Below are 21,111 nucleotides of genomic sequence, written 5' to 3' on the forward strand. Positions count from 1 at the left end.
GAGTCTAGAGGACGGTCTACAGGACGAAGCCCTCGGGGAAGGGGTCGGTGGGATCGAGGAGGTACTGCGCGGTGCCGGTGATCCACGCGCGGCCGGTGAAGCTGGGCAGGACCGCCGGGCGGCCCGCGACCTGGGTCGTGCCCAGCAGCCGGCCGGTGAAGCGGGTACCGATGAAGGACTCGTTCACGAACTCGGTGTGCAACGGCAGTTCGCCGCGCGCGTGCAGTTGCGCCATGCGCGCGCTCGTGCCCGTGCCGCACGGGGAGCGGTCGAACCAGCCCGGGTGGATGGCCATCGCGTGGCGTGAGTGCCGGGCGGTGGCGCCGGGTGCGTAGAGATGGACGTGGTGGCAGCCGCGGATGGAGGGGTCCTCGGGGTGCACCGGTTCCGCCTCGGCGTTGATCGCCTCCATCAGCGTCAGACCGGCCGCGAGGATGTCGTCCTTGCGGGCGCGGTCGAAGGGCAGACCGAAGGCGTCGAGCGGAAGGATCGCGTAGAAGTTGCCGCCGTAGGCGAGGTCGTAGGTGACGGTGCGGCCGTCGGGCAGGGTGATCTTGCGGTCCAGGGCGACGGCGAACGACGGCACGTTCGTCAGGGTCACGTTCCGCGCGGCGCCGTCCTCCACCGCCACCTCGGCGACCACCGGACCCGCCGGGGTGTCGAGCCGGATGGTGGTCACCGGTTCCACGACCTCCACCATGCCGGTCTCGACCAGCACGGTGGCGACCCCGATGGTGCCGTGCCCGCACATCGGCAGATAGCCGGAGACCTCGATGTAGATGACGCCCCAGTCGCAGTCGGGGCGGGTCGGCGGCTGCAGGATCGCGCCGCTCATCGCGGAGTGGCCGCGCGGCTCGTTCATCAGCAACCGCTTGATGTGGTCGCGGTGCTCACGGAAGTACAGCCGCCGCTCGTTCATCGTCGCACCCGGTACCGTCCCGGTCCCCCCGGTGATCACGCGGGTCGGCATGCCCTCGGTGTGCGAGTCGACGGCGTGCAGGACGAGCTTGCTGCGCATGCTCCGGCCTCCTTGTCGGTCGTCTAGACGAGCCCTGCGGCTACGGCCTTCTCGGTGGCCGCCCGGACCGCCGCCTCCTGCTCGGGCGTGAGCGGCACGCGCGGCGGGCGCACCGGGCCGCCGTACCGGCCGACGACGTCCATGGACAGCTTGATGGCCTGGACGAACTCGACCTTCGAGTCCCAGCGCAGCAGCGGGTGCAGTTGCCGGTACAGGGGCAGGGCGGCGCTGAGGTCCCCGGCCACCGCGGTACGGTACAGCTCCACCGAGGCGCGCGGGAGTGCGTTCGGGTACCCGGCCACCCAGCCCTTGGCACCCGCCACGGCCAGCTCCAGCAGGACGTCGTCGGCGCCGATCAACAGGTCCAGTTCGGGGGCGAGTTCGGCGATGCGGTAGGCGCGCCGGACATCGCCGGAGAACTCCTTGACACCGTGGATGTGGCCCTCTCCGTGCAGCCGGGCGAGGAGTTCGGGCACCAGGTCGACCTTGGTGTCGGTCGGGTTGTTGTACGCCACCACCGGCAGGCCCGCCCGGGCGACCTCGGCGTAGTGGGCGAGGACGGAGCGCTCGTCGGCGCGGTAGGCGTTGGGCGGCAGCAGCATCACCGACGCGCAGCCGGCCTCACCCGCCCGCTCGGCCCAGTGCCGGGCCTCGGCCGAGCCGTAGGCGGCGACGCCCGGCATCACCCGCTCGCCGCCGATCGCCGCCACGGCCGTCTCCACCACGCGGGCGCGCTCCTCGTCGGTGAGCACCTGGTACTCGCCCAGCGAGCCGTTCGGTACGACGCCGTCGCAGCCGTTCGCGACCAGCCAGGCGCAGTGCTCGGCGTAGCGGTCGTAGTCGACCGAGAGGTCGTCGCGCAGGGGGAGGGCGGTGGCGACGAGGACGCCGCGCCAGGGGCGGTTCGGTGAGCGGGTCATGCGTGATCCCCAATCTGGTGACGTGTGACATATTACTGAGCGGTGTGGTTCCTGGACAGGCCCTGGCCGAGGCGGTCCCGGGCTCAGGAGTCAGGCAGCCCGGCCAGGACGCCGAGCGGCACCGGCCGGGCGAACGGCCGGCGTCCTGCGGTGAGCGGGCATCCGGTCAGGCCGGCCACCGCGGGCGCGCAGACACGCCCCTGGCACCAGCCCATCCCGGCCCGCGTGAGCAGCTTCACGGTGCGCAGATCACCCGCGCCGAGCGGGCCGGCCGCCCTACGGACCTCGCCGGCGGTGACCTCCTCGCACCGGCACACCACCGTGTCGTCCGTGATCCGGTCCGCCCAGCCCGCGGCCGGCTCGTACACCGTCTCCAGTGCCGCGAAGAACGCCCGCTGCCGGGACCTGGTCCGGGCCGCCGCCGCCCAGGAGCGCGGGTCGGGGACGGTGCCGTACAGGCGGGCGGCGATCGAGCGGCTGGCGATGTGGCCCTCGGCGAGGGCGAGGGCCGCTCCGCCGACACCGGTGCTCTCCCCGGCGGCCCAGACCCCGGGCACGTCGGTGCGCTGCTCGTCGTCGACCCGTACCGCCGTGCCGGTCAGGGTGCAGCCGAGGGTCTCGGCGAGATCGGTGTGCGGCAGCATGCCGTGTCCGGCGGCGAGGGTGTCACACGGGATGCGGTGCGCGCTGCCGGGCCTGATGCGCCCGTCCCTGTCCAGCGCGGCGACCGTGACCGCCTCCAGCCGGTCGGTGCCGTGCGCCTCCACCACGGTGTGCCGGGGCAGCACGCGCACCCGGTGCCGCAGCAACCGCCCGGCGTACCAGGCGCCTTCGGCGAGCTTGCCGGGCTCGGCGGCGAGGGCCGGAGTGCGGCGCAGTACGGCCCTCGGGTCGGCGGACTCGACCAGCGCGGCCACGCGCGCCCCCGCCGCGGCGAGCCCCGTGGCCACCGGCAGCAGCAGCGGTCCGGTGCCGGCGACCACGACCGTGCGGCCGGGCAGCACCAGGCCGCCCTTGAGCATGGCCTGCGCGCCGCCGGCCGTGAGGACACCGGGAAGCGTCCAGCCGGGGAAGGGGAGGACCCGCTCGTAGCCACCGGTGGCGAGCAGCACGGCGTCGGCGCGGACGGTGACTCCCTCCTCCTGCGCGGGGCCGCGCAACGCGTGCACGGTGAGGCGGTCGCCCGACCCCCGCTGGACGCACCAGACGTGATGGTCCGCCAGGTGGGTGACGTGTCCGGCGGTCGTATGCCGGTCGATGCCGTCCCGCAGCCGCTCCCAGGTGCGCCACTGGTGGTGCAGGGCCTCGGGGCGGCGGGCGCCGAGGGCCCGGGCGGGCCGGCGGTAGAACTGGCCGCCCGCCTGTTCGGCGGCGTCGACGAGCGTGACCCGTACGCCCCGGGCGGCCGCCGCGAGCGCCCCGGCGAGCCCCGCCGGACCCGCCCCGACGACGGCGAGATGCGCTCGCTCAGTCATGCTCTGCTCCCGTCCCCTTCTGTGTGCGGATCACATCGCCCGGGTGCACCGGCACCAGGCAAGCCCGTTGGTTGGCCCGGCCGTTGACGGTCACCAGGCAGTCGAAGCACACCCCGATCCCGCAGAAGACCCCGCGGGGCCGGCCGGCGCCGCGGGTGCTGCGCCAGGCCGTCACGCCCGCCGCCCACAGCGCCGCCGCGACCGTCTGCCCGGGCAGGGCGGCGAGGGGGCGTCCGTCGAAGGTGACGGTGAACGCCTCGCCCGGCCGGGCCCGGGCCAGCTCCAGGGGATTCACGGGGTGTCGCCTCCGTCGGTGTCGCGTCCCTCGAACCGCTCCGGACGAAACGGTGTGAGATCCAGCTCCGGTGTCTTTCCGGTGAGCGTCTGCGCGATCAGCTGCCCGGTGCCGCAGGCCAGTCCGATCCCGGCGCCCTCGTGTCCGCACGCGTGGAAGAGGCCCGGCGCACGGGGGTCGGGGCCGATCGCCGGCAGGTGGTCCGGCAGGTACGGCCTGAAGCCCGCGTACGTCCGCAGCGCGCGCACCCGGTGCAGGAACGGGAACAGCCCGATCGCCCCGGCCGCGAGCGCCCGTACCGCCGGAAGGGACAGCGAGCGGTCGAAACCGACCCGCTCCCGGCTGGCGCCGATCAGCACCGGTCCGGCCGCCGTGCCCTCCACCACCGGGGAGGTGCGCAGGGCGGCCGAGTCGCTCGCGACGTCCGCCACGTAGTCCGCGGCGTACACCTTGTGCCGGACCATCCGCGGCAGCGGCTCGGTGACCAGGACGAAGCCGCGCCGCGGGAGCACCGGCAGCCGGACACCGGCGAGCGTGGCGACGTCGCCGCCCCAGGTGCCGGCCGCGTTCACCACCGCCGGTGCGTGCAGGTCGCCCCGGTCGGTGCGCACACCGGCCACCGCGCCGTCGGCCGTGCGCAGCACCCCGGTCACGGTCCAGCCCGTGTGCAGGCGGGCGCCGGAGGCGCGGAGCAGATGGGCGGCGGCGAGAGCGGGCATGACCTGGGCGTCCTGCGGATAGTGCACGCCGCCCGCCAGGCCGGCGGCCAAGTGGGGCTCCAGTGCGGGGAGTTGGTCCGCCGAGACCCGGTGGGCCGCTACTCCGGCGGTGCGCTGGTCGTCGGCGAACGCGTGCAGTGCGGTGAGGGTCTGAGGGGTGGAGGCGACGACGAGGCCGCCCTTCGTTTCGTACTCGACCGCCGGACCCAGTTCGTCGCCCAGCTGTTCCCACAGCCGGGCCGACAGCAGGGCGAGGTCGAGTTCGGGGCCCGGTTCCTTGTCGGAGACGAGCAGGTTGCCCTCGCCGGCGCCGGTGGTGCCGCCGGCCACCGGGCCGCGGTCCACCACGCGTACGTCGAGGCCGGCGCGGGCGGCGTACAGGGCGCAGGCAGCGCCCACCATTCCGGCTCCTACGACTACGACGTCGCAGGTCAGTCGTTTCGGCACGCCAGTACTATGTCACATGTCGCTGCTTCTGAGGAGGGTCTCGGTGAGCAGGGTCCGGGGCGGTCGCTCGCGTCGGCGCGGCGCGGTGGCCACGAGTCCTGGTGGTGGACGCCCCCTTGACGTCGCCTTGAGGTGGATCGACACTCCAGTCAGGGAATCCTAGTGAACTGGTAGGGAACCATGAGGCGCCTCGGAACGGGTACCGGCCGAACGGGCCGTGGGCCGTCGCGCGCCCCCCTGCTCACCTCCCGCCGTCACATCGACCTGCTGCGCGTCTGCAGCGCGATCAGCCTCCAGCGCTGAGCCGGGGCGCTCGCGCCCGCCGGCCGACGCCGCCCGGCGGCGCGCCCCTTTGCATGTCCACCACCCAGGGAGACGCATGTCCACCACCCCGCTCGCCGCCGTTCCGTCCGTCCACCGCGCCGCCCCCGCCTTCCGGGGCCGGCTCGGCCGGGACGCACGCAGCGGCCACCACGCCGTGCCGCACCGCTACCGGCTCCATCTGTCGACCGCCTGCCCCACCGGGCTGCGCCTCGCCGTCGGGCACAGCCTCCTCGGCCTGGACACCGGCTGTCCCGTCACCTTCCTGCCCGCCGTCCCGGACTGTCCCGGCGGCGGCCACTCCGCGCTGCGCCCGCTGTACGAGGCGAGCGCCCACCACTACACCGGACCGGCCCTCGCGCCCGTGCTCAGCGACGACTGGTCCGGTCGTATCGTCAGCACCCACGCCCCCGACATCCTGCGCGACCTCGACCGTTTCCCGCACGAGGGCCGGGTCTTCCTGTACCCGCGCGGCCTGGAGTCGGTGATCGAGGCCGTCGAGCGGATGTGCGTCGAAGGGATCGAGGAGGCCGCGCAGCGTGCCGGGCGGGCCGGGGCCGATCCGGCCGAGCGGGCCGCCGCCCTCGACGTGCTCCTCGACACGCTGGGCCGGCTGGAGAACCGGCTGGCCGGCGAGGAGCACCTCGTCGACGACCGGCTCACCGCCGCCGACGTCGAACTGTGGGTGGCCCTGGTGCAGTTGGACACCGTCCACCGCTGTCATCTGGACGCCTCCGCCGTGCACCGCATCGCCGGCCACCGTGCCCTGTGGGCCTACGCCGGCCGCCTGGCCGCCCATCCGGCCTTCGGCCGCCATCTCGACCTCGACGGCATCTCCCGCCGTCACCACGGCCGTTGCCAGGGTCTGGAAGCCGCCGGAGCCGCTGTCCAGATCCTGGACTGGGCGGGTCATGCCGCGGATTCCGAGGGTACTTCCCGCAGGTGAGCGCGTCAGGGTGACGTCCAGTGGGCGGACGGCCGTTGACATCCGGACGGACAACTGCCTTACTTGCGGCTCAGAACGGTCATGAGCGTCAGCGCCAAGCCCTGGCTCGCTGACCGGCAACCCTCGCATCGCGGTGGGGTGCCCCAGGTGACGACCGGACCGGAATGACGTTTCGGTAAGCGCGAGGGCCCCGCGGGGCCGGAACAGTGACAGGTGGCGCCATGCACGCAGCTCCCAGGACGGCCTTGAGCCGCCCCCAGGGCCGCGTACGGCCGTACGCCGGGCTCCTCGTCGCCGACCGCGCCGTCGATCTGCTCCGCGTCAACAGCGCACTGTGTACCGCGCCGGGCCGTGCCCGCTGCCGGGGCTGACGTCCCTTCCCGGCCCGCGCCCCGTCCGGACCCGCGTTCCTGAGGCACACCGCCCCCAGGTGTGCCGTCGCCCGCCCAGCCCCCGGTCCCCGTGCGCTGCCGTGCGCCGCCTCGTGCCGTAGTGCCGTCGCGGCACGCACCCGCTCGCCCGCGGCCCGGGGTCTCCGACTCAAGCCGGAGTCCGCCATGAGTGAACCCCCAGGCGCCGCCGTCTCCCTCGCCGAGACACCGCCCGCCGGCGCCCCGCCCAAGCCCCTGGCCGCACAACGCGTTCAGCCGCTGCGCCGGCCCGGCCGGTGGATCGCCTCCGCCGTCGTCCTCGTGCTCGTCGCCCAGATCCTGCACGGACTGGCCACCAACCCGTTCTACCAGTGGGACCGCTTCCGCTACTGGTTCCTGCGGCCCACGGTCCTCGACGGGCTCCTCGTCACCCTCGAAGTCGCCGCGCTCAGCGCGGTGTCCGGATTCCTCGGCGGCATCCTGCTGGCCCTTTGGCGGCAGTCCGGCAGCCCGGTGCTGCGCGCCGTGAGCTGGACCTACACCTGGCTGTTCCGCTCGGTGCCGCTGATCGTCGTCCTGGTCTTCCTCTACAACTTCTCGGCCCTGTACAAGACGTTGAGCCTCGGTATCCCCTTCGGCCCCGCCTTCGTCACCTTCGACGAGTCGGGACTCGCCACCGACATGACGGTCGCCGTGATCGGACTCAGCCTCAACGAGGCGGCGTACGCGGCCGAGGTCGTCCGCGGCGGCATCCTCTCCGTCGACCAGGGCCAGCACGAGGCGGCGGCCGCGCTCGGCCTGCCCAAGGGCTACCAGTTCACCCGGATCGTCTTCCCGCAGGCCCTGCGTTCCATCACCCCGAACTACGTCAACCAGCTCATCGGCCTGATCAAGAGCACGTCGCTGGTGTTCTACGTGTCGCTGCTCGACCTGTTCGGCTCCGTGCAGACCATGGGCAGCACCTACCCCGGCGACATCGTGCCGCTGCTGATCGTCGCCACCGTCTGGTACCTGGTCCTCACCAGCGCCGTGTCCGTCGTCCAGTTCTACGTCGAGCGGTACTTCGCGCGGGGCGCCACCCGCACCCTGCCGCCGACCCCGCTGCAGAAGGCGCGCGCGGGCCTCGCCGACTTCCGGGCCCGGCTGCGCAGGGAGGCCGCCGTATGACCGCCACCGACACCCTGGAGACGACCCCGGCCGCGCTGGAGGTCCACGGCGTCCACAAGTGGTACGGCACCCATCGCGTGCTGGACGGCATCGACCTGACCGTGCGCCCCGGCGAGGTCACCGTCGTCATCGGCCCGTCCGGCTCCGGCAAGTCCACGCTGCTGCGGGTCGTCAACCACCTGGAGAGGCCCGAGGTCGGCCATGTCAGCGTCGGCGGCGAGCTGATCGGGGTCAAGCGCGGCGACGGCGGCCGGCTGAAGGAGCTGAGCGAGCGCGCCATCCTGGCCCAGCGCAGCCGCATCGGCTTCGTCTTCCAGAACTTCAACCTCTTCCCGCATCTGACCGTCCTGGACAACGTCGCCGCCGCGCCCGTCGCCACCGGCCGCCTCGCCCGGCCCGAGGCCCGCGAACTCGCCCGTGAGCTGCTCACCCGGGTCGGCCTCGGTGACCGTACCGGCGCCTACCCGCGCCAGCTGTCCGGCGGACAGCAGCAGCGCGTCGCCATCGCCCGCGCCCTCGCGCTGCGCCCCGGCATCATCCTCTTCGACGAGCCCACCTCCGCGCTCGACCCCGAACTGGTCGGCGAGGTGCTCTCCGTCATCAGGGATCTCGCCACCAGCGGTACGACCCTCGTGATCGTCACTCACGAGATCGGCTTCGCCCGTGAGGTCGCCGACCGGATCGTCTTCATCGACGGCGGCCGGATCGTCGAACAGGGCCCCCCGCACGAGGTCCTGGACAAGCCGCGCCACGAACGGACCCGGGACTTCCTCAGCAGGGTCCTGTGACCTCCCCGCATCCACCGTAGTCTCCGAACGACAAGGACAGCCATGCGCAGCCACCTTTCCCGACGCGGTCTGACACGCGGCATCACCGCGGCGACCGCCGTCGCCACCCTCGCCACCGGGCTCGCCGCCTGCGGTGGTGACAGCGACGCCGCGACCACGACCGACACGGCCGGCACGGTGACCGTGGGCAGGGTGTCCAACGGCGCGGCCAGGGAGACGGAGCTGAAGGTCTCCGAGGTCAAGTCCATCAGCTCCGAACTGCCCGCAGCCGTACGCAAGAACGGCCGACTGAAGATCGCCGTCGGCGCCCTGCCCGACGGGTTTCCGCCGCTGGCGTACACCGGGTCGGACCAGAAGACCCTCACCGGCGCCGAACCCGATTTCGCCCGCCTGGTCGCCGCGGTCCTCGGGCTGAAGCCCCAGCTCTCCGACTACACCTGGGAGAACATGTTCGTCGGCATCGACAGCGGCAAGGCCGACGTCGGCTTCGCGAACATCACGGACACCGAGGAACGCAAGAAGAAGTACGACTTCGCCTCCTACCGCAAGGACAACGTGGGCTTCGAGGTGCTGAAGAAGAGCACCTGGAGGTTCGACGGGAACTACGGGGACCTCGCGGGCAAGACGGTCGCCGTCGACAACGGCACCAACCAGGAGAAGATCCTCCTGGAGTGGCAGGCGAAGCTGAAGAAGGAGGGCAGGAACCTCACCGTCAAGCACTACCAGAGCAAGAACGCCACCTATCTGGCGCTGACCGGCGGCAGGATCGACGCCTACTTCGCGGCCAACCCCGGGGTCGCCTACCACGTCACCCAGACCGCCGGGTCGCCGAACCCGACCCGCAGCGCGGGAACCTTCTCCGGGGCCGGTGCAGGCCTCCAGGGACTGATCGCGGCCACCACCAAGAAGGACAGCGGGCTGGCCAAGCCGATCGCGGACGCGATCAACCACCTGATCGAGAACGGGCAGTACGCCAAGTGGCTGGCCGCCTACAACCTCTCCGACGAGGCCGTCGCCAAGGCGGAGGTCAACCCGCCCGGACTGCCGCTCAGCAATTCCTGACCGAACGAGCCGAGAGGAGTCCGCCTCGGTGCCCCAGCAGACCGGACTCCGCGGAGGCGGAGCCGCACCGGCTCTGCCCGACGGCAGACTCCTCGACAACGCGGTGCGGGCCGCCCTCGACGGCCCGCACGCGCACCTCGCCGAACGGCTGGGCCGTGCCTGTGCGCCCTCGCCGGCCCCGGGACCACCGTACGGCAGCCGCAGCCTCCCCGGGACTTCGGCCGGGGACCCCCGCACCGCGGCCGGGGGCTCGCCACCCGGCTGATCCGTGCCGTCGCGTGGGGACACCCCGTTCCTGCGCGCCACCGCGGACGACACACCGGCGATCCGGCTGTACCAGTCCGCGGCGCGGAAACACCCGAACGGATCAGCAGCGCGGGAACAACCCCGGCCGGCGGCGCGTTGTGACTCACGACGAGATCCGCGAGGCGGTCGCTCACCCGGCCCGCCCCGCGCCCGACGGACGGAGGTGACGGCCGTGACACGTGTACCTCCGCTGCCCGCCCCGTGCCCCTACCGCTCCGTCCGGTTGACATCCCGGCCGCACATAGATCTCCAGCGGGTGTCCGCCGCGCTCTGTCGCCCCTGACGTTTCCCCCGGCCGCAAGGCCAGGGTCTCCTCCTGCCGCGCTCGCCTCGCCGACGCCTGCCCGCGCGAGCCGGTGTTCTCGTCCGGACATCAAGGAAGGCACCCACGTGTCCTCAGCCCCCTCCGCAACCCCCTCTTCCCGGCTGCATCTTGCCGTCGCCCTGGACGGCACCGGCTGGCACCCCGCCTCCTGGCGCGAGCCGGTCGCCCGCCCCCGCGAGCTGTTCACCGCCGGCTACTGGGCCGATCTGGTCGCCGAGGCCGAACGCGGCCTGCTCGACTTCGTCACCATCGAGGACGGCCTCGGCCCGCAGTCCTCGCACCTCCTCCACCCCGACGAGCGCACCGACCAGGTACGCGGCCGGCTCGACGCGGTCCTCATCGCCTCCCGCGTCGCCCCGCTCACCCGGCACATAGGCCTGGTGCCGACCGTGGTGGCCACACACACCGAGCCGTTCCACGTCTCCAAGGCGATCGCCACCCTCGACTACGTCAGCGCCGGCCGCGCGGGCCTGCGTGTGCGGATCAGCGGCCGGTCCGACGAGGCCGCCCACTTCGGCCGCCGGACCATCGGCCGGATCGAGGCCTACGACAGCCCAGCGGCGCAGGACGTGATCACCGACCTGTTCGACGAGGCCGCCGACTACGTGGAGGTGGTCCGCCGGCTCTGGGACAGCTGGGAGGACGACGCCGAGATCCGGGACGCGGCGACGGGCCGCTTCATCGACCGGGACAAGCTGCACTACATCGACTTCGAAGGCCCGCACTTCAGCGTCAAGGGCCCCTCGATCACGCCCCGCCCGCCCCAGGGCCAGCCGCTGGTCACCGCCCTCGCGCACCGGAGCGTCCCGTACCGGCTCGTGGCCCGCCGGACCGACCTCGGCTATGTCACCCCGCACGACGTGGAGCAGGCCCGCGCGATCGTCGCCGAGGTCCGCGCAGAGCAGCGGGCGGCGGGCCGTGCCGCCGACCTCCTGCACATCTTCGCTGACCTCGTGGTCTTCCTCGACGACAGCCGGTCCAAGGCCGAGGCCCGGCGGGACCGGCTGGACGCGCTGGCGGGCGAGCCGTACACCGGCGACGCCCTGGTCTTCACCGGTACGGCGGCACAACTGGCCGATCTGCTGGAGGAGCTGACGCGGGGCGGGCTGACCGGGTTCCGGCTGCGGCCCGCCGTCGCCGGCCACGACCTGCCCCGCATCAGCCGCGACCTGGTGCCCGAACTCCAGCGCCGGGGCTGCTTCCGGGACGCCTACGAGGCCTCCACCCTGCGTGGCCTGCTGGGCCTCGCCCGCCCCGCCAACCGCTACGCAGCAGCCATCGCCTGAACAGCCGGAGAGGACGCCGCACCCCATGAGCAAGCCGCTGAAGCAGATCCACCTGGCCGCCCACTTCCCCGGAGTCAACAACACCACCGTGTGGAGCGACCCGGCCGCCGGCAGCCACATCGAGTTCGGCTCCTTCGTCCACTTCGCGCAGACCGCCGAACGCGCCAAGTTCGACTTCCTGTTCCTCGCCGAGGGACTCAGGCTGCGTGAACAGGGCGGCAAGCTGTACGACTTGGATGTCGTGGGCCGCCCGGACACCTTCACCGTTCTCACCGCGCTGGCCGCCGTCACCGACCGGCTGGGCCTGGCGGGCACCATCAACTCCACGTTCAACGAGCCGTACGAGGTGGCCCGCCAGTTCGCCAGCCTAGACCACCTCTCCGGCGGCCGGTCCGCGTGGAACGTGGTCACCTCCTGGGACGCGTTCACCGGCGAGAACTTCCGCCGCGGCGGCTTCCTGCCCCAGGAGGAGCGCTACTCCCGCGCCAAGGAGTTCCTCGCCACCGCCAACGAACTCTTCGACTCCTGGCGCGGTGACGAGATCCTCGCCGACCACGCCACCGGCACCTTCCTGAAGGACGCTCGGGCCGGCGCCTTCGTGCACCGGGGGCAGCACTTCGACATCCACGGCCGGTTCAACGTCCCGCGTTCCCCGCAGGGCCGCCCGGTGATCTTCCAGGCGGGCGACTCCGACGAGGGCCGCGAGTTCGCGGCCTCCAGCGCCGACGCGATCTTCAGCCGCCACTCCACCCTGAAGGAGGGCCAGGCCTTCTACACGGACGTCAAGAGCCGCCTCGCGAAGTACGGCCGTCGCCCCGACCACCTGCTGATCCTGCCCGCCGCGACCTTCGTCCTCGGCGACACCGACCAGGAGGCCGCCGAACTCGCCCGCGAGGTACGCCGGCAGCAGGTCAGCGGCGCCACCGCCCTCAAGCACCTGGAGTTCGTCTGGAACCGGGACCTGTCGGCGTACGACCCGGAGGGCCCGCTGCCCGACGTCGACCCGCTGGTGAGCGAGGACCACATCTCCCGGGGCCGCGCCCAGGTGCGCATGTACCGGGACCCGGTCGCCATCGCCCGTGAGTGGCGGCAGCTCGCCGAGGCCAACAAGTGGTCCATCCGCGACCTGGTCATCAACACCGGCAACCGGCAGACCTTCGTCGGCTCCCCGGCCACGGTCGCGCAGACCATCGACGACTTCGTGCAGGCCGACGCCTCCGACGGTTTCATCCTCGTCCCGCACATCACCCCGGGCGGTCTCGACCCGTTCGCCGACAAGGTCGTACCCCTGCTCCAGGAACGGGGCGTGTTCCGCACCGAGTACGAGGGCACGACCCTGCGCGACCACCTCGGCCTCGCCCACCCGGACGCCGGCCCGTCGGAGCGGGCCGCGTCATGACGTTCCCGCCCAAGGGCCCGCCGACCGGCGGGCCCTTGGGCATCCCCCCATGGTCGCGTGACCGCGGACGTCACCTCCCCCGCAGGTGACGTCCGCGGCCCGCTCCCCCCGGCGCCGGACTGTGGTCGTCGTCCGTGTGCCGTCACCAGCACATGACCGCCGTCTCTCCCGATCCCCACGTCGAGTACAGGCGGACGCGGACGACATAGCGCCGGCCCTTGACGAGCCGGACCCGGACGGCGGCGTTGTCCGGGCTGCCGCCGTCGTCGTGCCCCGCGAGGAAGCGCGGCACCCCGTCCCGCTCCTCGAACACCACGAGCACGGTGTCGGCGTCGCCGAAGGTGCCCACGGTGTAGTCACGGGACTCCGGCGGCTCGACGGCGAAGTCGGCCTGCTCACCCGGCCCGAGACCGAGCGGCACCGACCGGAACGGCACCAGCACGGCCGGCCCCGCCGGGCCGGCGGGCGGGTACCAGCGCAGCACGAACTCCTTGTCGGCCGGGGACGGGCCGTCGGACGGAGACAGCCCCCCGCGGTACTGCTCCGGCTCCAGCACCAGCCCCGGCCCGAACGCAAACGTCATCACCGACTGCGGATCCCACACCGAGGCGCTCGCCTCGCCCGGGTCCAGCTCACGCAGCACGTTCGTGTACGCCGTCTCCCGGCTCCAGAAGTTCGGCGGACCCGCGAGCTCGGCATACACGGCCTCGTCGTCCCAGTGGAGCCCGGCGTACGGGCTCTGGTGCTCGTGCACCATGCCGAGCGCATGCCCGATCTGGTGCAGGACCGTGCCGCGCTCCCCGGGCCCGGTCACGTCCCAGCCCAGGTTCATGGTGCGCTCGCTCCGGCCGACCGACAGCGCCTCGCGCCCCACCGCCGACCAGGAACCCCCGCCGGTCTGGAACCCGATCCGCAGTTCCGCCTCGCCCCGGTCGCCCACCTCGGCGAACGTGACGCCGATGCCGAGCCCCTGCCACTCGCGGAAGCAGTCGCGGACCACGTCCCGCTGCTCCTCGCCGCCGCCCCACGGCACCCGGCGCAACTCGCCGGTCCGGGGCACCGGGATCACCGAGGCGCCTGCGGCGTCGTCGAAGAAGGCGTAGTGCAGCACCGTGCCGTTGACCCACATCCGCCGCCCGGCGAGCAGCGCGCCCAGCCGCTCGGCGGTCAGCCCCGGTGCGAAGCACGGGACCGGCTGCCGGGGCAGCGAGCACAGGCGTGGGGTCATGTGGCCAGCGTGCCGCCCGCCCGCGCCGGACGCCTGAGTCGGGGGCTACTCAAGTCACCCTGTATCAAACGTGAGTAGGCACGCTCACCACAAGGTGAGGACTTACGAGCAGGACACACAGACGCTGGAACCGCCCTGGCCGTTCACCGGCCGGGAGGAGGAACTGGAGCTGGTGCGCGCCTCGTCGGCCGCCGGCCGGCCCGGCATCGTGGTGACCGGACCGGCAGGCCACGGCAAGACCCGCCTGATCGCGGAGGCGGTCCGGGGCACGGAGCATGCCCGGGTGACCGGCACGCCCGAGGCCCGGGGACTGCCCTTCGCGGCCTTCGCCCACCTGCTGCCCGACACCGTCTCGCCGCAGCGCGCGCTGCGGATCCTGTCCGGCGTACGGCTCCTCGTCGTGGACGACGCCCATCTGCTCGACGAGACCTCCGCCGCCCTCGTCCACCAGCTCGCGGTGCACGGCCGTACCCGGCTGGTCGTCGCCGCGGTGGACGGCGTGCCCGCACCCGGCGCGGTGTCCCGGCTGTGGACCGGGGAGCTGCTGCCCCGGCTGGCCCTCGAACCGCTGCCCGGCGAGGACGTCGCCCGGCTGCTCGCCGCCGCCCGTCTCGAACCGCTCACCGTGCGCCGCCTGCACCGGATGTGCCGCGGCGATCTGCGGCTGCTGCGCGACCTGGTCGCCGCGCTCGGGTCGGCCGGGCGGCTGATTCCGGTTCCCGGCACGCGGGAGCGCGTCTGGCGGGGAGCGCTGCCGGTCACCCCGGCCGTACGCGAGCGGCTCGACCCGGTGCTGGAGCGCTCCGCGCGTGACGAACGGGACATGCTGGAACGCCTGGCGTTCGCCGAGCCGCTGCCGCTGGCCCCGGACGACCTCGATCTGGACGTCCTGGAGCGTCTGGAGGCGAACGGTCTGGTCCAGGTCGACGACCAGGGCGCCGCCACCCTCGCCCACCCGCTGCACGGGCCGGCCCTGCGTGCCCTGGCCGGCCGGCTGCGCGCCCGTCGGCTGGCGGCCGGTGCCCCTGCCGCGCACGGCCCGGTCCTGGAGGCCGAACGCCGGCTGCTCGTACGGCGGATCGAGCAACTGGACGTCCGGCCGGTGCCGACGCCGGTGGGGGAGTGGCTGGTGGCGGAGGGCGCGGTGTTGCCGGCCGGTTACGCCGCCGTCCGCGCCCGGTTCGCCCGGCTGCGGGGCGAGGTACGGGACGCTGCCGCGTGGGCCCGTCAGGGGTTGCGCGGCGCGCCGGGGGATGCGGGGTGTCGTCAGGAACTCCGGTTGTCCGAAGGGGAGTTGGTGGAGGGCCGCGGTGACGACGCCTTCGCCCGGTACGACGCCGTACGCCTCGGTGCGCCCGACGGGGTTGCCGGGCGGCTGCCCGCGGGCAGTGTCATGGCGCGGCATGCGCAGGCGCTGGCGCGGGGGGACGGGGCCGCGCTGGATCGCGCCGCCGAGGGTCTCGCGGAGCGCGGGTTCCTGCTGTTCGCGGCGGAGGCGTACGCGCAGGCGGTACGGGTGCACCGGGATCCGCGTGCGGCGCGGGTTTCCCGTACCCGGGCGGTTGCGCTCGCGCGGCGGTGCCAGGGGGCGCGCACACCGGCGCTGGCGGGGCTGGTCCTCGGTGAACTCACGGTCCGGCAGCGGCAGATCGTGGCGCTTGCGGCGGCGGGGCTCAGTAACCGGGAGATCGCCGAGCGGTTGACCTTGTCCGTGCGGACGGTGGGGAATCATCTGTACAGCGCCTACAGCCGGCTTGGCAGCGGTGATCGGGGAGCGTTGCCGCTGCTGTGTGCGTCCGCGTAGGGCGTTCTCATGCCGCCCCGAACGCCGCGAACGCCCAGCCCGTTGCCTGGTGCACCGGGTCCTCGGGCAGGGTGGCGCGGGCATCCCGGAGTGCCTCCGCCAGGGACAGTCCGGTGTCGAGGCCCTTGTGCAGCGCGAGCATCAGGGGGACCACGGCCGCGTCGTTGACCGGGGCACTGCTCGCCACCACCCCGGCCGTGCCCAGCGGCAGCAACGCGGTGACCAGGCCGAGGAGTTCGTCGGCGCCCACGGAGGCCAGGCGGGCCGTGTCGCAGCTGGAGAGGATGATCCGGTAGGGGCTGCGGGTGAGGCGCTCGAAGTCGTGCACGATCAGCGGCCCGTCGGCCATGCGCAGGGCCGAGAAGAGGGGGCTGTCCGCGCGGAACGTGCCGTGCGCCGCCATGTGCGCGAGAGCCGCGCCGTCCAGGTGCTCCAGGACCCGGGGGACCTGGGCCGCGTCGCCTTCCAGGACCGTCGCCACGCCGTACCGGCCGGCCAGTTCCGGCACCTCCGCGCCGCCGGTCGCGAGGCCGGGGCCGCGCACCAGCACGTGCCGGCCGCCCGGCGGCGGCTCGGTCTCGCGGGCGTGCAGCCAGCTGCACGCCGACGGTGAGACGCTGAGGACGCGGTCCCGTAGCGCGGGCAGCAGGGCCCACGGCACCCGGTGCAGGGCCCCGGGCGGGACGATCACCACCGGTCCCGTGCCGAGGTGCGCCGCCGCGCCGGCCAGCAGCAGCTTCTGCAGGCGCAGTCCGGCGGCCTCCACCAGGGGCAGTCGCGCCTCGGCGCCGGGGTGGGCGAGCCGCCGCAGTCCGGCCTGGACGTGCTCGGCCTCGGCCACCGCCTCGGCCAGCGCACCGCCGGCGAACCGCCGTACCCGGCCCCGGCCGCACAGCAGGACGTGCACCCGGCCGTCGACCACGGCCAGTTCCACCAGGCACGCCGCGCCGAGCCGGTCCAGCAGCCGGGCCACGTCGAAGCGGTCCTCCTCGTGCGGGGCGGCGCCGCGTATGTGACGGGTGCGGGAGCGGATCTCCCGTTCCAGGCGCCGCTGTTCGCGTTCCAGCGCGGGCACCGGGCGGCCCTCCATCCGGGCCTCCTCCGCGCGGGCCGCGATCTCCCGGTAGGCGGTCAGACCGCTCTGCAGTGCCGGGTCGGCGGGCGGCCGGGTGGGCGGCGCGGACAGCACGGTCGCCCGCCAGCGCTCGCTCCACTCCAGCAGCCGGCGCGGGGTGCCGTGGGCGAGGCTCACCTCCTGGGCCAGCGCGGCCAGTTCGGCGCCCTGCGCGGTGGCGTGGGCACGCAGCTCCGAGGCGCCGAGCGTCATCCGGTGGTCGTCCAGCACGTCCAGGCCGCGCCGGCAGGCCTCCAGCACACCCCGCCGGGATCCGGCCGCGCGTGCCCTGAGCGCCTGCGCCGCCCAGCCCGTCACCCGGGCCGGCGGCGGCCCGCCGTGCCGGCTGCGCGCGGCCACCGCCAGATGCCGTTCCGCGTCGGCCGTCCAGCCCAGCGTGAGCGCGATCCGGCCCGCGAGCAGGGAGGCCTCCGGTGCGGCGGGGGCGCCGTAGGAGGCCAGCTTCTCGGCGACCGCCGCCGCGTCCGCGACCAGCCGCCCCGAGCGGCGCCCGGCCGCCACCCGTGCCTCGATCAGCACCAGCCGGGCGTGGGTCTCCCACCACATCCGCCGCTGGGCCGCGAACAGCCGTACGGCGACGGCGGCGCGGGCCACGGCGGTGTGCGGGTCCCCAGCCGAGCGGGCGGCCCGCGCGGCGGCCAGCAGCAGTTCGGCCTTGCGGGTGGACTGCCCGCCGATCCGGTCCAGCAGCGCGATCGTCGCGTCCGCCTCGGCCAGCGCCTCCGGGGCGAGGCCGGCCGCCATCAGCACCTCGCAGCGCCGGATGGACAGCATGTAGGTGGGGGTGCCGAGTTTCGCGTACCGCTCCTCGGCCTGGTCCAGCAGCCGCAGGGCCGCCGGGATGTCCCCGGACCGGAACGCGGCGAGGCCCCGGCTTTCCACCGCGTCGGCCTTGTCGTGCTCCTGGCCGGTGGTGTCCCACAGCCGCTCCGCCGCCGTGAAGTCCGCGACCGCCCGGTCCACCGCGCCGAGCGCCAGATGCACCGTCGCCCGCAGGGTCAGCGCCCGCGCGGTCCAGATGTCGTCCCCGGCCTGTCGCAGCACCGGCAGCGCCCGCCGTACGTCCTCCAGCGCCTCCCGGTGATGCCCCAGCACCCACCAGACATACGCCCGCCGGTACAGCACCCGGGCCCGGGTGTGCCCGCTGCCCCGAGCGACCCCGCGCTCGAAGGAGGTGAGCCCCTGCCGCGTGCGCCCCGCGTGCACCAGTGCGACCCCGAGCGTCGCGAGCACATCCGCCTCACGGTCGGCCGACTCGGCGCGCGCGGCCAGGTCCCGGGCCCGGCGCAGATGCCGCAGCGCGATCCGCAGATCGCCGAAGTCCCGCTGCCAGATGCCCAGCACCTGGTGGGCGACGCTGGCGTGCAGCGGCGGCGGGCCGGCTCGCAGCACCTGCTCCGCGCGTGCCCGGGCCTCGCCCGGGTCGGCGAACACCAAGGGCAGCAGTTCGGTAACCGACTCGCTTCCCGCTGTCACGTCTCGCATGGTAGTGGCCTGCTGTATCAGACGGTGGCCCCGCGACTCTCACTGTCGAACACCGTCTTCAGGGGGAGGACAGGTCATGGCACCCCAGCGATTCCACGAGCAGTTCGCGCACATCCAGCAGTCCATGTCCGGCGTCACGCTGGCCATGGGCCCGGACGAGGACGCCCGTTTCCTCTACGAGAAGGGGGTCGTCCTGGCCCGGGACGGCGAGGAGGCCCGCGTCGTCGAGGACACCGTGCGCGCCCACTTCACCGCGACCGACGGCCTCGTCCCCGACCACGTCCGCCGGGACGGTCCGCAGGCCAACCGCACCGGCGTCACCCGCATCCGGATCGACGCCCCGGACGCCGGCGACGACACCGTCCCGCACGCGCTGCGCGCCCTGCGGGAGGCCGAGGACCGCCGGGGCCGCAGGCTGGTGGGCCGCAACCACGTGGTGCACATCGCGGTCAACGCCTGCCCCGGCGACGAACCGGTGCCCGTCGCGCGCACCGGACTCGCCAACCCGGCCGCCGTCGAGGGCCGTTACGACACGCACAGCGCCGTCGGCGTCCTCGTGATCGACACCGGTCTCGTGCACGACCACGGCTCCTACCCGCTGCTCGCCCACACCACCGGCGACGCCCAGTCGGCCGAGACCGACGCCGACGGCGTACTGCGCCAGTACGTCGGCCACGGCACGTTCATCGCCGGGATCCTCGCGGCCGTCGCACCCAACACCGACGTGACCGTCCGGGGCACCCTGAACGACTGCGGGGCCGTCCTGGAGTCCGAGTTCGGCGCCCGGCTCTTCGAGGCGGTCGACCAGGGCGGCTGGCCCGACATCATCAGTCTCTCCGCCGGCACCCCCACCGAGAACGGGGACGGTCTGATCGGCCTGGACGCGTTCATGCGCGAACTGCGCGAGCAGCGCACCCTGCTGGTGGCCGCCGCCGGCAACAACGCCAGTGACACGCCGTTCTGGCCCGCCGCGTACGCCGCCCTGCCCGAGTACGCGGACAGTGTGCTGTCGGTCGGCGCGCTGCGCGCGGACGGCGACGGCGCGGCCTGTTTCAGCAACCACGGCCCCTGGGTTCGGGCCTACGCCCCGGGCGAGCGCCTCACCAGCGCCCTCACCGGATTCGGCACCCCCGTGCCGTACGTCTACCAGCACTCCACCTACGACGCCTGCCGGTTCGGCTTCGACTATCCCTGCACCTGTCAGTTCCCGCGCCACACCGGTGTGCTGAGCGAGGGCCGGGAGAACACCGGGGCCAAGCCGGACCAGGTGATGTTCGACGGACTCGCGCTGTGGAGCGGCACGTCCTTCGCCACACCCGTCGTGGCGGGCCTGGTCGCCGCCCATATGACGGCGCACCGGGAGCGCGACCCGCGCGCGGCGCGCACGCGCCTGCTCGCGGTCACCACGGACACCGCCGAGGTGCGCGGGGCGCACGTCCCGGCGCTCCGGCCGCCCACTTGGCGCCCCGTCCCCGTCGTCGCCCCGGCCGTGCCCGCATGAGGGCAGGAACGCTCCGCTCCACGGCGTACCATGACGTGCCGTACACGAGGGGTGGAGCCGTGGACCGAACAGAGGTCGGCGCGCTGGTCCAGTCCGCCGTCGACGGGGACGCCGCGGCCTGGAAAGCGCTGGTGGAAGGGATGAGTCCGCTCGTGTGGTCGGTCGTGCGCGCACACCGGCTCTCCGACGCCGACGGGCACGAGGTCTACCAGACCGTGTGGTTCCGCTTCGCCCAGCACCTGGGCCGGATCCGCGAACCCGACAAGGCCGGTTCCTGGCTGGCCAGTACCACCCGCCACGAGTGCCTGAAGGTGCTCAAGGCCCTGAGCCGGCTGACCCTGACGGACGACCCGCGGGTGCTGGACCGGGCCAGCGACGACCGGACGCCCGAGGAGTCGCTGATCGATTCGGAGGAGGCGGCGGACCGGGCCGAGCGGGTGCGCCGCCTGTGGCAGGAGCTGGACGGACTGGGGGATCGCTGCCGGCAGCTGCTGCGCGTGCTGGTGGCCTCCCCGCCGCCCAGCTACGGTGAGATCTCGGCCGCGCTCGGTATCGCGGTCGGCAGCATCGGCCCCTTGCGCCAGCGCTGTCTGCGCCGGCTGCGGGCCCGGATGGACGCACGGGGTGCGGCGTGAACGACGACCATCGGTTCCCGGAACCGGGCGCGACGGACGAGGAGTCGGCGGACTCCCTGCTCGAGGAGGAGCTGCGCCAGGCGGCCTCCGTCCTCGACCCGGTCCCCGACTTCCTGCGCCAACTGGCCCTGGACGCCTACGCGTTGCACGACCTGGACGCGAAGCTCGCCGAGCTGACCTTCGACTCGCTCGCCGACGCGCTGCCGGTCAGGGGCGTCGCGGACGCACCGCGGATGCTGACGTTCCAGGCGGGTGAGGTCACCGTCGACGTCGAGGTCACCGACGACGGGCTGATCGGTCAGGTGCTGCCGCCGCAGTCGGCGCGCATCGAGGTGCTCGGCGGCCCGCAGACCGCCCGCCCGGTCATGGTCGACACCCTCGGCCGCTTCAGCAGCGACACCGCACCGGGCGGCCCGTTCGCCCTCAGGCTGCGGGCCGGCGCGGAGGTGATCGTCACGGAGTGGCTGCGGGCCTGAAC

At 73.7% G+C, this 21,111-nt stretch carries 21 protein-coding genes and 1 riboswitch; of the genes, 14 read left to right on the forward strand and 7 right to left on the reverse strand.

The genetic code is table 11. From position 1 onward, the window contains the following. Positions 1 to 16 precede the first annotated feature (16 nt). The 5 genes from ACZ7GZ_RS14590 to ACZ7GZ_RS14610 all read right to left on the reverse strand — a co-directional run bounded on the left by ACZ7GZ_RS14590 (position 17) and on the right by ACZ7GZ_RS14610 (position 4,874). The gene (locus ACZ7GZ_RS14590) at positions 17 to 1,018 is read right to left on the reverse strand and encodes a proline racemase family protein (RefSeq protein ID WP_471024173.1); all 1,002 of its coding nucleotides are present in this window, start codon (positions 1,016 to 1,018) and stop codon (positions 17 to 19) included. Positions 1,019 to 1,041: 23 nt separating this feature from the next. Continuing rightward, positions 1,042 to 1,938: a dihydrodipicolinate synthase family protein gene (locus tag ACZ7GZ_RS14595; RefSeq protein ID WP_471024174.1), complete on the reverse strand. Its 897-nt coding sequence runs from the start codon at positions 1,936 to 1,938 to the stop codon at positions 1,042 to 1,044. Between the two features lie 83 nt (positions 1,939 to 2,021). Further along, positions 2,022 to 3,413 carry an FAD-dependent oxidoreductase gene (locus tag ACZ7GZ_RS14600; RefSeq protein WP_471024176.1) on the reverse strand — a complete coding sequence of 464 codons (1,392 nt, stop codon included), beginning with the start codon at positions 3,411 to 3,413 and terminating at the stop codon, positions 2,022 to 2,024. Further along, on the reverse strand, positions 3,406 to 3,708 hold the full coding sequence (locus ACZ7GZ_RS14605; protein WP_471024177.1) for a (2Fe-2S)-binding protein: 303 nt from the start codon (positions 3,706 to 3,708) through the stop codon (positions 3,406 to 3,408). Before ACZ7GZ_RS14605 ends, ACZ7GZ_RS14600 begins: the two co-directional genes overlap by 8 nt. Next, on the reverse strand, positions 3,705 to 4,874 hold the full coding sequence (locus ACZ7GZ_RS14610) for an NAD(P)/FAD-dependent oxidoreductase (protein WP_471024179.1): 1,170 nt from the start codon (positions 4,872 to 4,874) through the stop codon (positions 3,705 to 3,707). The genes ACZ7GZ_RS14605 and ACZ7GZ_RS14610 overlap by 4 nt, the downstream gene beginning before the upstream one ends. 180 nt (positions 4,875 to 5,054) lie before the next feature. On the opposite strand from ACZ7GZ_RS14610, the gene ACZ7GZ_RS14615 reads away from it, so the two are divergent. From ACZ7GZ_RS14615 to ACZ7GZ_RS14660, 10 genes are all read left to right on the forward strand, one after another. Further along, on the forward strand, positions 5,055 to 5,177 hold the full coding sequence (locus ACZ7GZ_RS14615) for a putative leader peptide (protein WP_471024180.1): 123 nt from the start codon (positions 5,055 to 5,057) through the stop codon (positions 5,175 to 5,177). A 76-nt stretch (positions 5,178 to 5,253) separates the two neighbouring features. Continuing rightward, complete coding sequence (locus tag ACZ7GZ_RS14620; protein WP_471024182.1) at positions 5,254 to 6,141, forward strand: glutathione S-transferase C-terminal domain-containing protein; 888 nt, start codon at positions 5,254 to 5,256, stop codon at positions 6,139 to 6,141. 77 nt (positions 6,142 to 6,218) lie between these two features. Next, a riboswitch (SAM riboswitch) is annotated at positions 6,219 to 6,329 on the forward strand. 33 nt (positions 6,330 to 6,362) lie between these two features. Then, positions 6,363 to 6,512 (forward strand): hypothetical protein, encoded by a 150-nt coding sequence (locus ACZ7GZ_RS14625; protein ID WP_471024183.1) that lies wholly within the window; start codon positions 6,363 to 6,365, stop codon positions 6,510 to 6,512. 186 nt (positions 6,513 to 6,698) lie between these two features. Beyond that, the gene (locus ACZ7GZ_RS14630; RefSeq protein ID WP_471024184.1) at positions 6,699 to 7,679 is read left to right on the forward strand and encodes an amino acid ABC transporter permease; all 981 of its coding nucleotides are present in this window, start codon (positions 6,699 to 6,701) and stop codon (positions 7,677 to 7,679) included. Beyond that, the gene (locus ACZ7GZ_RS14635; RefSeq protein ID WP_471024186.1) at positions 7,676 to 8,467 is read left to right on the forward strand and encodes an amino acid ABC transporter ATP-binding protein; all 792 of its coding nucleotides are present in this window, start codon (positions 7,676 to 7,678) and stop codon (positions 8,465 to 8,467) included. Before ACZ7GZ_RS14630 ends, ACZ7GZ_RS14635 begins: the two co-directional genes overlap by 4 nt. 42 nt (positions 8,468 to 8,509) lie before the next feature. Next, entirely contained in the window at positions 8,510 to 9,529 is a 1,020-nt protein-coding gene (locus ACZ7GZ_RS14640) for a transporter substrate-binding domain-containing protein (protein WP_471024187.1), read from the forward strand. A gap of 28 nt (positions 9,530 to 9,557) precedes the next feature. Next, positions 9,558 to 9,794, forward strand: coding sequence for a hypothetical protein (locus ACZ7GZ_RS14645; protein WP_471024188.1), 237 nt, complete (start codon positions 9,558 to 9,560; stop codon positions 9,792 to 9,794). 213 nt (positions 9,795 to 10,007) lie between these two features. Continuing rightward, positions 10,008 to 10,118 (forward strand): putative leader peptide, encoded by a 111-nt coding sequence (locus ACZ7GZ_RS14650; protein WP_471024189.1) that lies wholly within the window; start codon positions 10,008 to 10,010, stop codon positions 10,116 to 10,118. Between the two features lie 107 nt (positions 10,119 to 10,225). Beyond that, complete coding sequence (locus ACZ7GZ_RS14655) at positions 10,226 to 11,446, forward strand: LLM class flavin-dependent oxidoreductase (RefSeq protein ID WP_471024190.1); 1,221 nt, start codon at positions 10,226 to 10,228, stop codon at positions 11,444 to 11,446. A 25-nt stretch (positions 11,447 to 11,471) separates the two neighbouring features. Continuing rightward, positions 11,472 to 12,845, forward strand: coding sequence for an NtaA/DmoA family FMN-dependent monooxygenase (locus ACZ7GZ_RS14660; protein WP_471024191.1), 1,374 nt, complete (start codon positions 11,472 to 11,474; stop codon positions 12,843 to 12,845). Between the two features lie 142 nt (positions 12,846 to 12,987). Here ACZ7GZ_RS14660 and absR1 read toward each other — a convergent pair whose 3' ends face one another. Beyond that, positions 12,988 to 14,073: a beta-glucuronidase AbsR1 gene (gene absR1, locus ACZ7GZ_RS14665; protein WP_471024193.1), complete on the reverse strand. Its 1,086-nt coding sequence runs from the start codon at positions 14,071 to 14,073 to the stop codon at positions 12,988 to 12,990. A 94-nt stretch (positions 14,074 to 14,167) separates the two neighbouring features. On the opposite strand from absR1, the gene ACZ7GZ_RS14670 reads away from it, so the two are divergent. Continuing rightward, on the forward strand, positions 14,168 to 15,877 hold the full coding sequence (locus ACZ7GZ_RS14670) for a LuxR family transcriptional regulator AbsR2 (RefSeq protein WP_471024195.1): 1,710 nt from the start codon (positions 14,168 to 14,170) through the stop codon (positions 15,875 to 15,877). A 7-nt stretch (positions 15,878 to 15,884) separates the two neighbouring features. Here the strand turns inward: ACZ7GZ_RS14670 and ACZ7GZ_RS14675 are convergent, their stop codons facing one another. Beyond that, on the reverse strand, positions 15,885 to 18,488 hold the full coding sequence (locus ACZ7GZ_RS14675; protein WP_471024196.1) for a CHAT domain-containing protein: 2,604 nt from the start codon (positions 18,486 to 18,488) through the stop codon (positions 15,885 to 15,887). 85 nt (positions 18,489 to 18,573) lie between these two features. Between ACZ7GZ_RS14675 and ACZ7GZ_RS14680 the strand changes: the two genes are divergently transcribed. The 3 genes from ACZ7GZ_RS14680 to ACZ7GZ_RS14690 are packed head-to-tail and all read left to right on the forward strand — an operon-like array spanning position 18,574 to position 21,109. After that, complete coding sequence (locus ACZ7GZ_RS14680; protein ID WP_471024198.1) at positions 18,574 to 19,998, forward strand: S8/S53 family peptidase; 1,425 nt, start codon at positions 18,574 to 18,576, stop codon at positions 19,996 to 19,998. Further along, on the forward strand, positions 19,995 to 20,633 hold the full coding sequence (locus ACZ7GZ_RS14685; RefSeq protein WP_471024199.1) for an RNA polymerase sigma factor: 639 nt from the start codon (positions 19,995 to 19,997) through the stop codon (positions 20,631 to 20,633). The genes ACZ7GZ_RS14680 and ACZ7GZ_RS14685 overlap by 4 nt, the downstream gene beginning before the upstream one ends. Continuing rightward, positions 20,630 to 21,109 (forward strand): hypothetical protein, encoded by a 480-nt coding sequence (locus tag ACZ7GZ_RS14690; protein ID WP_471024200.1) that lies wholly within the window; start codon positions 20,630 to 20,632, stop codon positions 21,107 to 21,109. Before ACZ7GZ_RS14685 ends, ACZ7GZ_RS14690 begins: the two co-directional genes overlap by 4 nt. The last annotated feature ends 2 nt before the right edge of the window (positions 21,110 to 21,111 follow it).

Source organism: Streptomyces sp. NPDC037288 (assembly GCF_055603265.1).

Coding starts and splice junctions, on each gene's coding strand:
- ACZ7GZ_RS14595 (WP_471024174.1), bottom strand. CDS start 1,938: ATGACCCGCTCACCGAACCGCCCCTGGCGCGGCGTCCTCGTCGCCACC.
- ACZ7GZ_RS14625 (WP_471024183.1), top strand. CDS start 6,363: ATGCACGCAGCTCCCAGGACGGCCTTGAGCCGCCCCCAGGGCCGCGTA.
- ACZ7GZ_RS14635 (WP_471024186.1), top strand. CDS start 7,676: ATGACCGCCACCGACACCCTGGAGACGACCCCGGCCGCGCTGGAGGTC.
- ACZ7GZ_RS14630 (WP_471024184.1), top strand. CDS start 6,699: ATGAGTGAACCCCCAGGCGCCGCCGTCTCCCTCGCCGAGACACCGCCC.
- ACZ7GZ_RS14615 (WP_471024180.1), top strand. CDS start 5,055: ATGAGGCGCCTCGGAACGGGTACCGGCCGAACGGGCCGTGGGCCGTCG.
- ACZ7GZ_RS14680 (WP_471024198.1), top strand. CDS start 18,574: ATGGCACCCCAGCGATTCCACGAGCAGTTCGCGCACATCCAGCAGTCC.
- ACZ7GZ_RS14685 (WP_471024199.1), top strand. CDS start 19,995: ATGAGGGCAGGAACGCTCCGCTCCACGGCGTACCATGACGTGCCGTAC.
- ACZ7GZ_RS14640 (WP_471024187.1), top strand. CDS start 8,510: ATGCGCAGCCACCTTTCCCGACGCGGTCTGACACGCGGCATCACCGCG.
- ACZ7GZ_RS14590 (WP_471024173.1), bottom strand. CDS start 1,018: ATGCGCAGCAAGCTCGTCCTGCACGCCGTCGACTCGCACACCGAGGGC.
- absR1 (WP_471024193.1), bottom strand. CDS start 14,073: ATGACCCCACGCCTGTGCTCGCTGCCCCGGCAGCCGGTCCCGTGCTTC.
- ACZ7GZ_RS14660 (WP_471024191.1), top strand. CDS start 11,472: ATGAGCAAGCCGCTGAAGCAGATCCACCTGGCCGCCCACTTCCCCGGA.
- ACZ7GZ_RS14620 (WP_471024182.1), top strand. CDS start 5,254: ATGTCCACCACCCCGCTCGCCGCCGTTCCGTCCGTCCACCGCGCCGCC.
- ACZ7GZ_RS14600 (WP_471024176.1), bottom strand. CDS start 3,413: ATGACTGAGCGAGCGCATCTCGCCGTCGTCGGGGCGGGTCCGGCGGGG.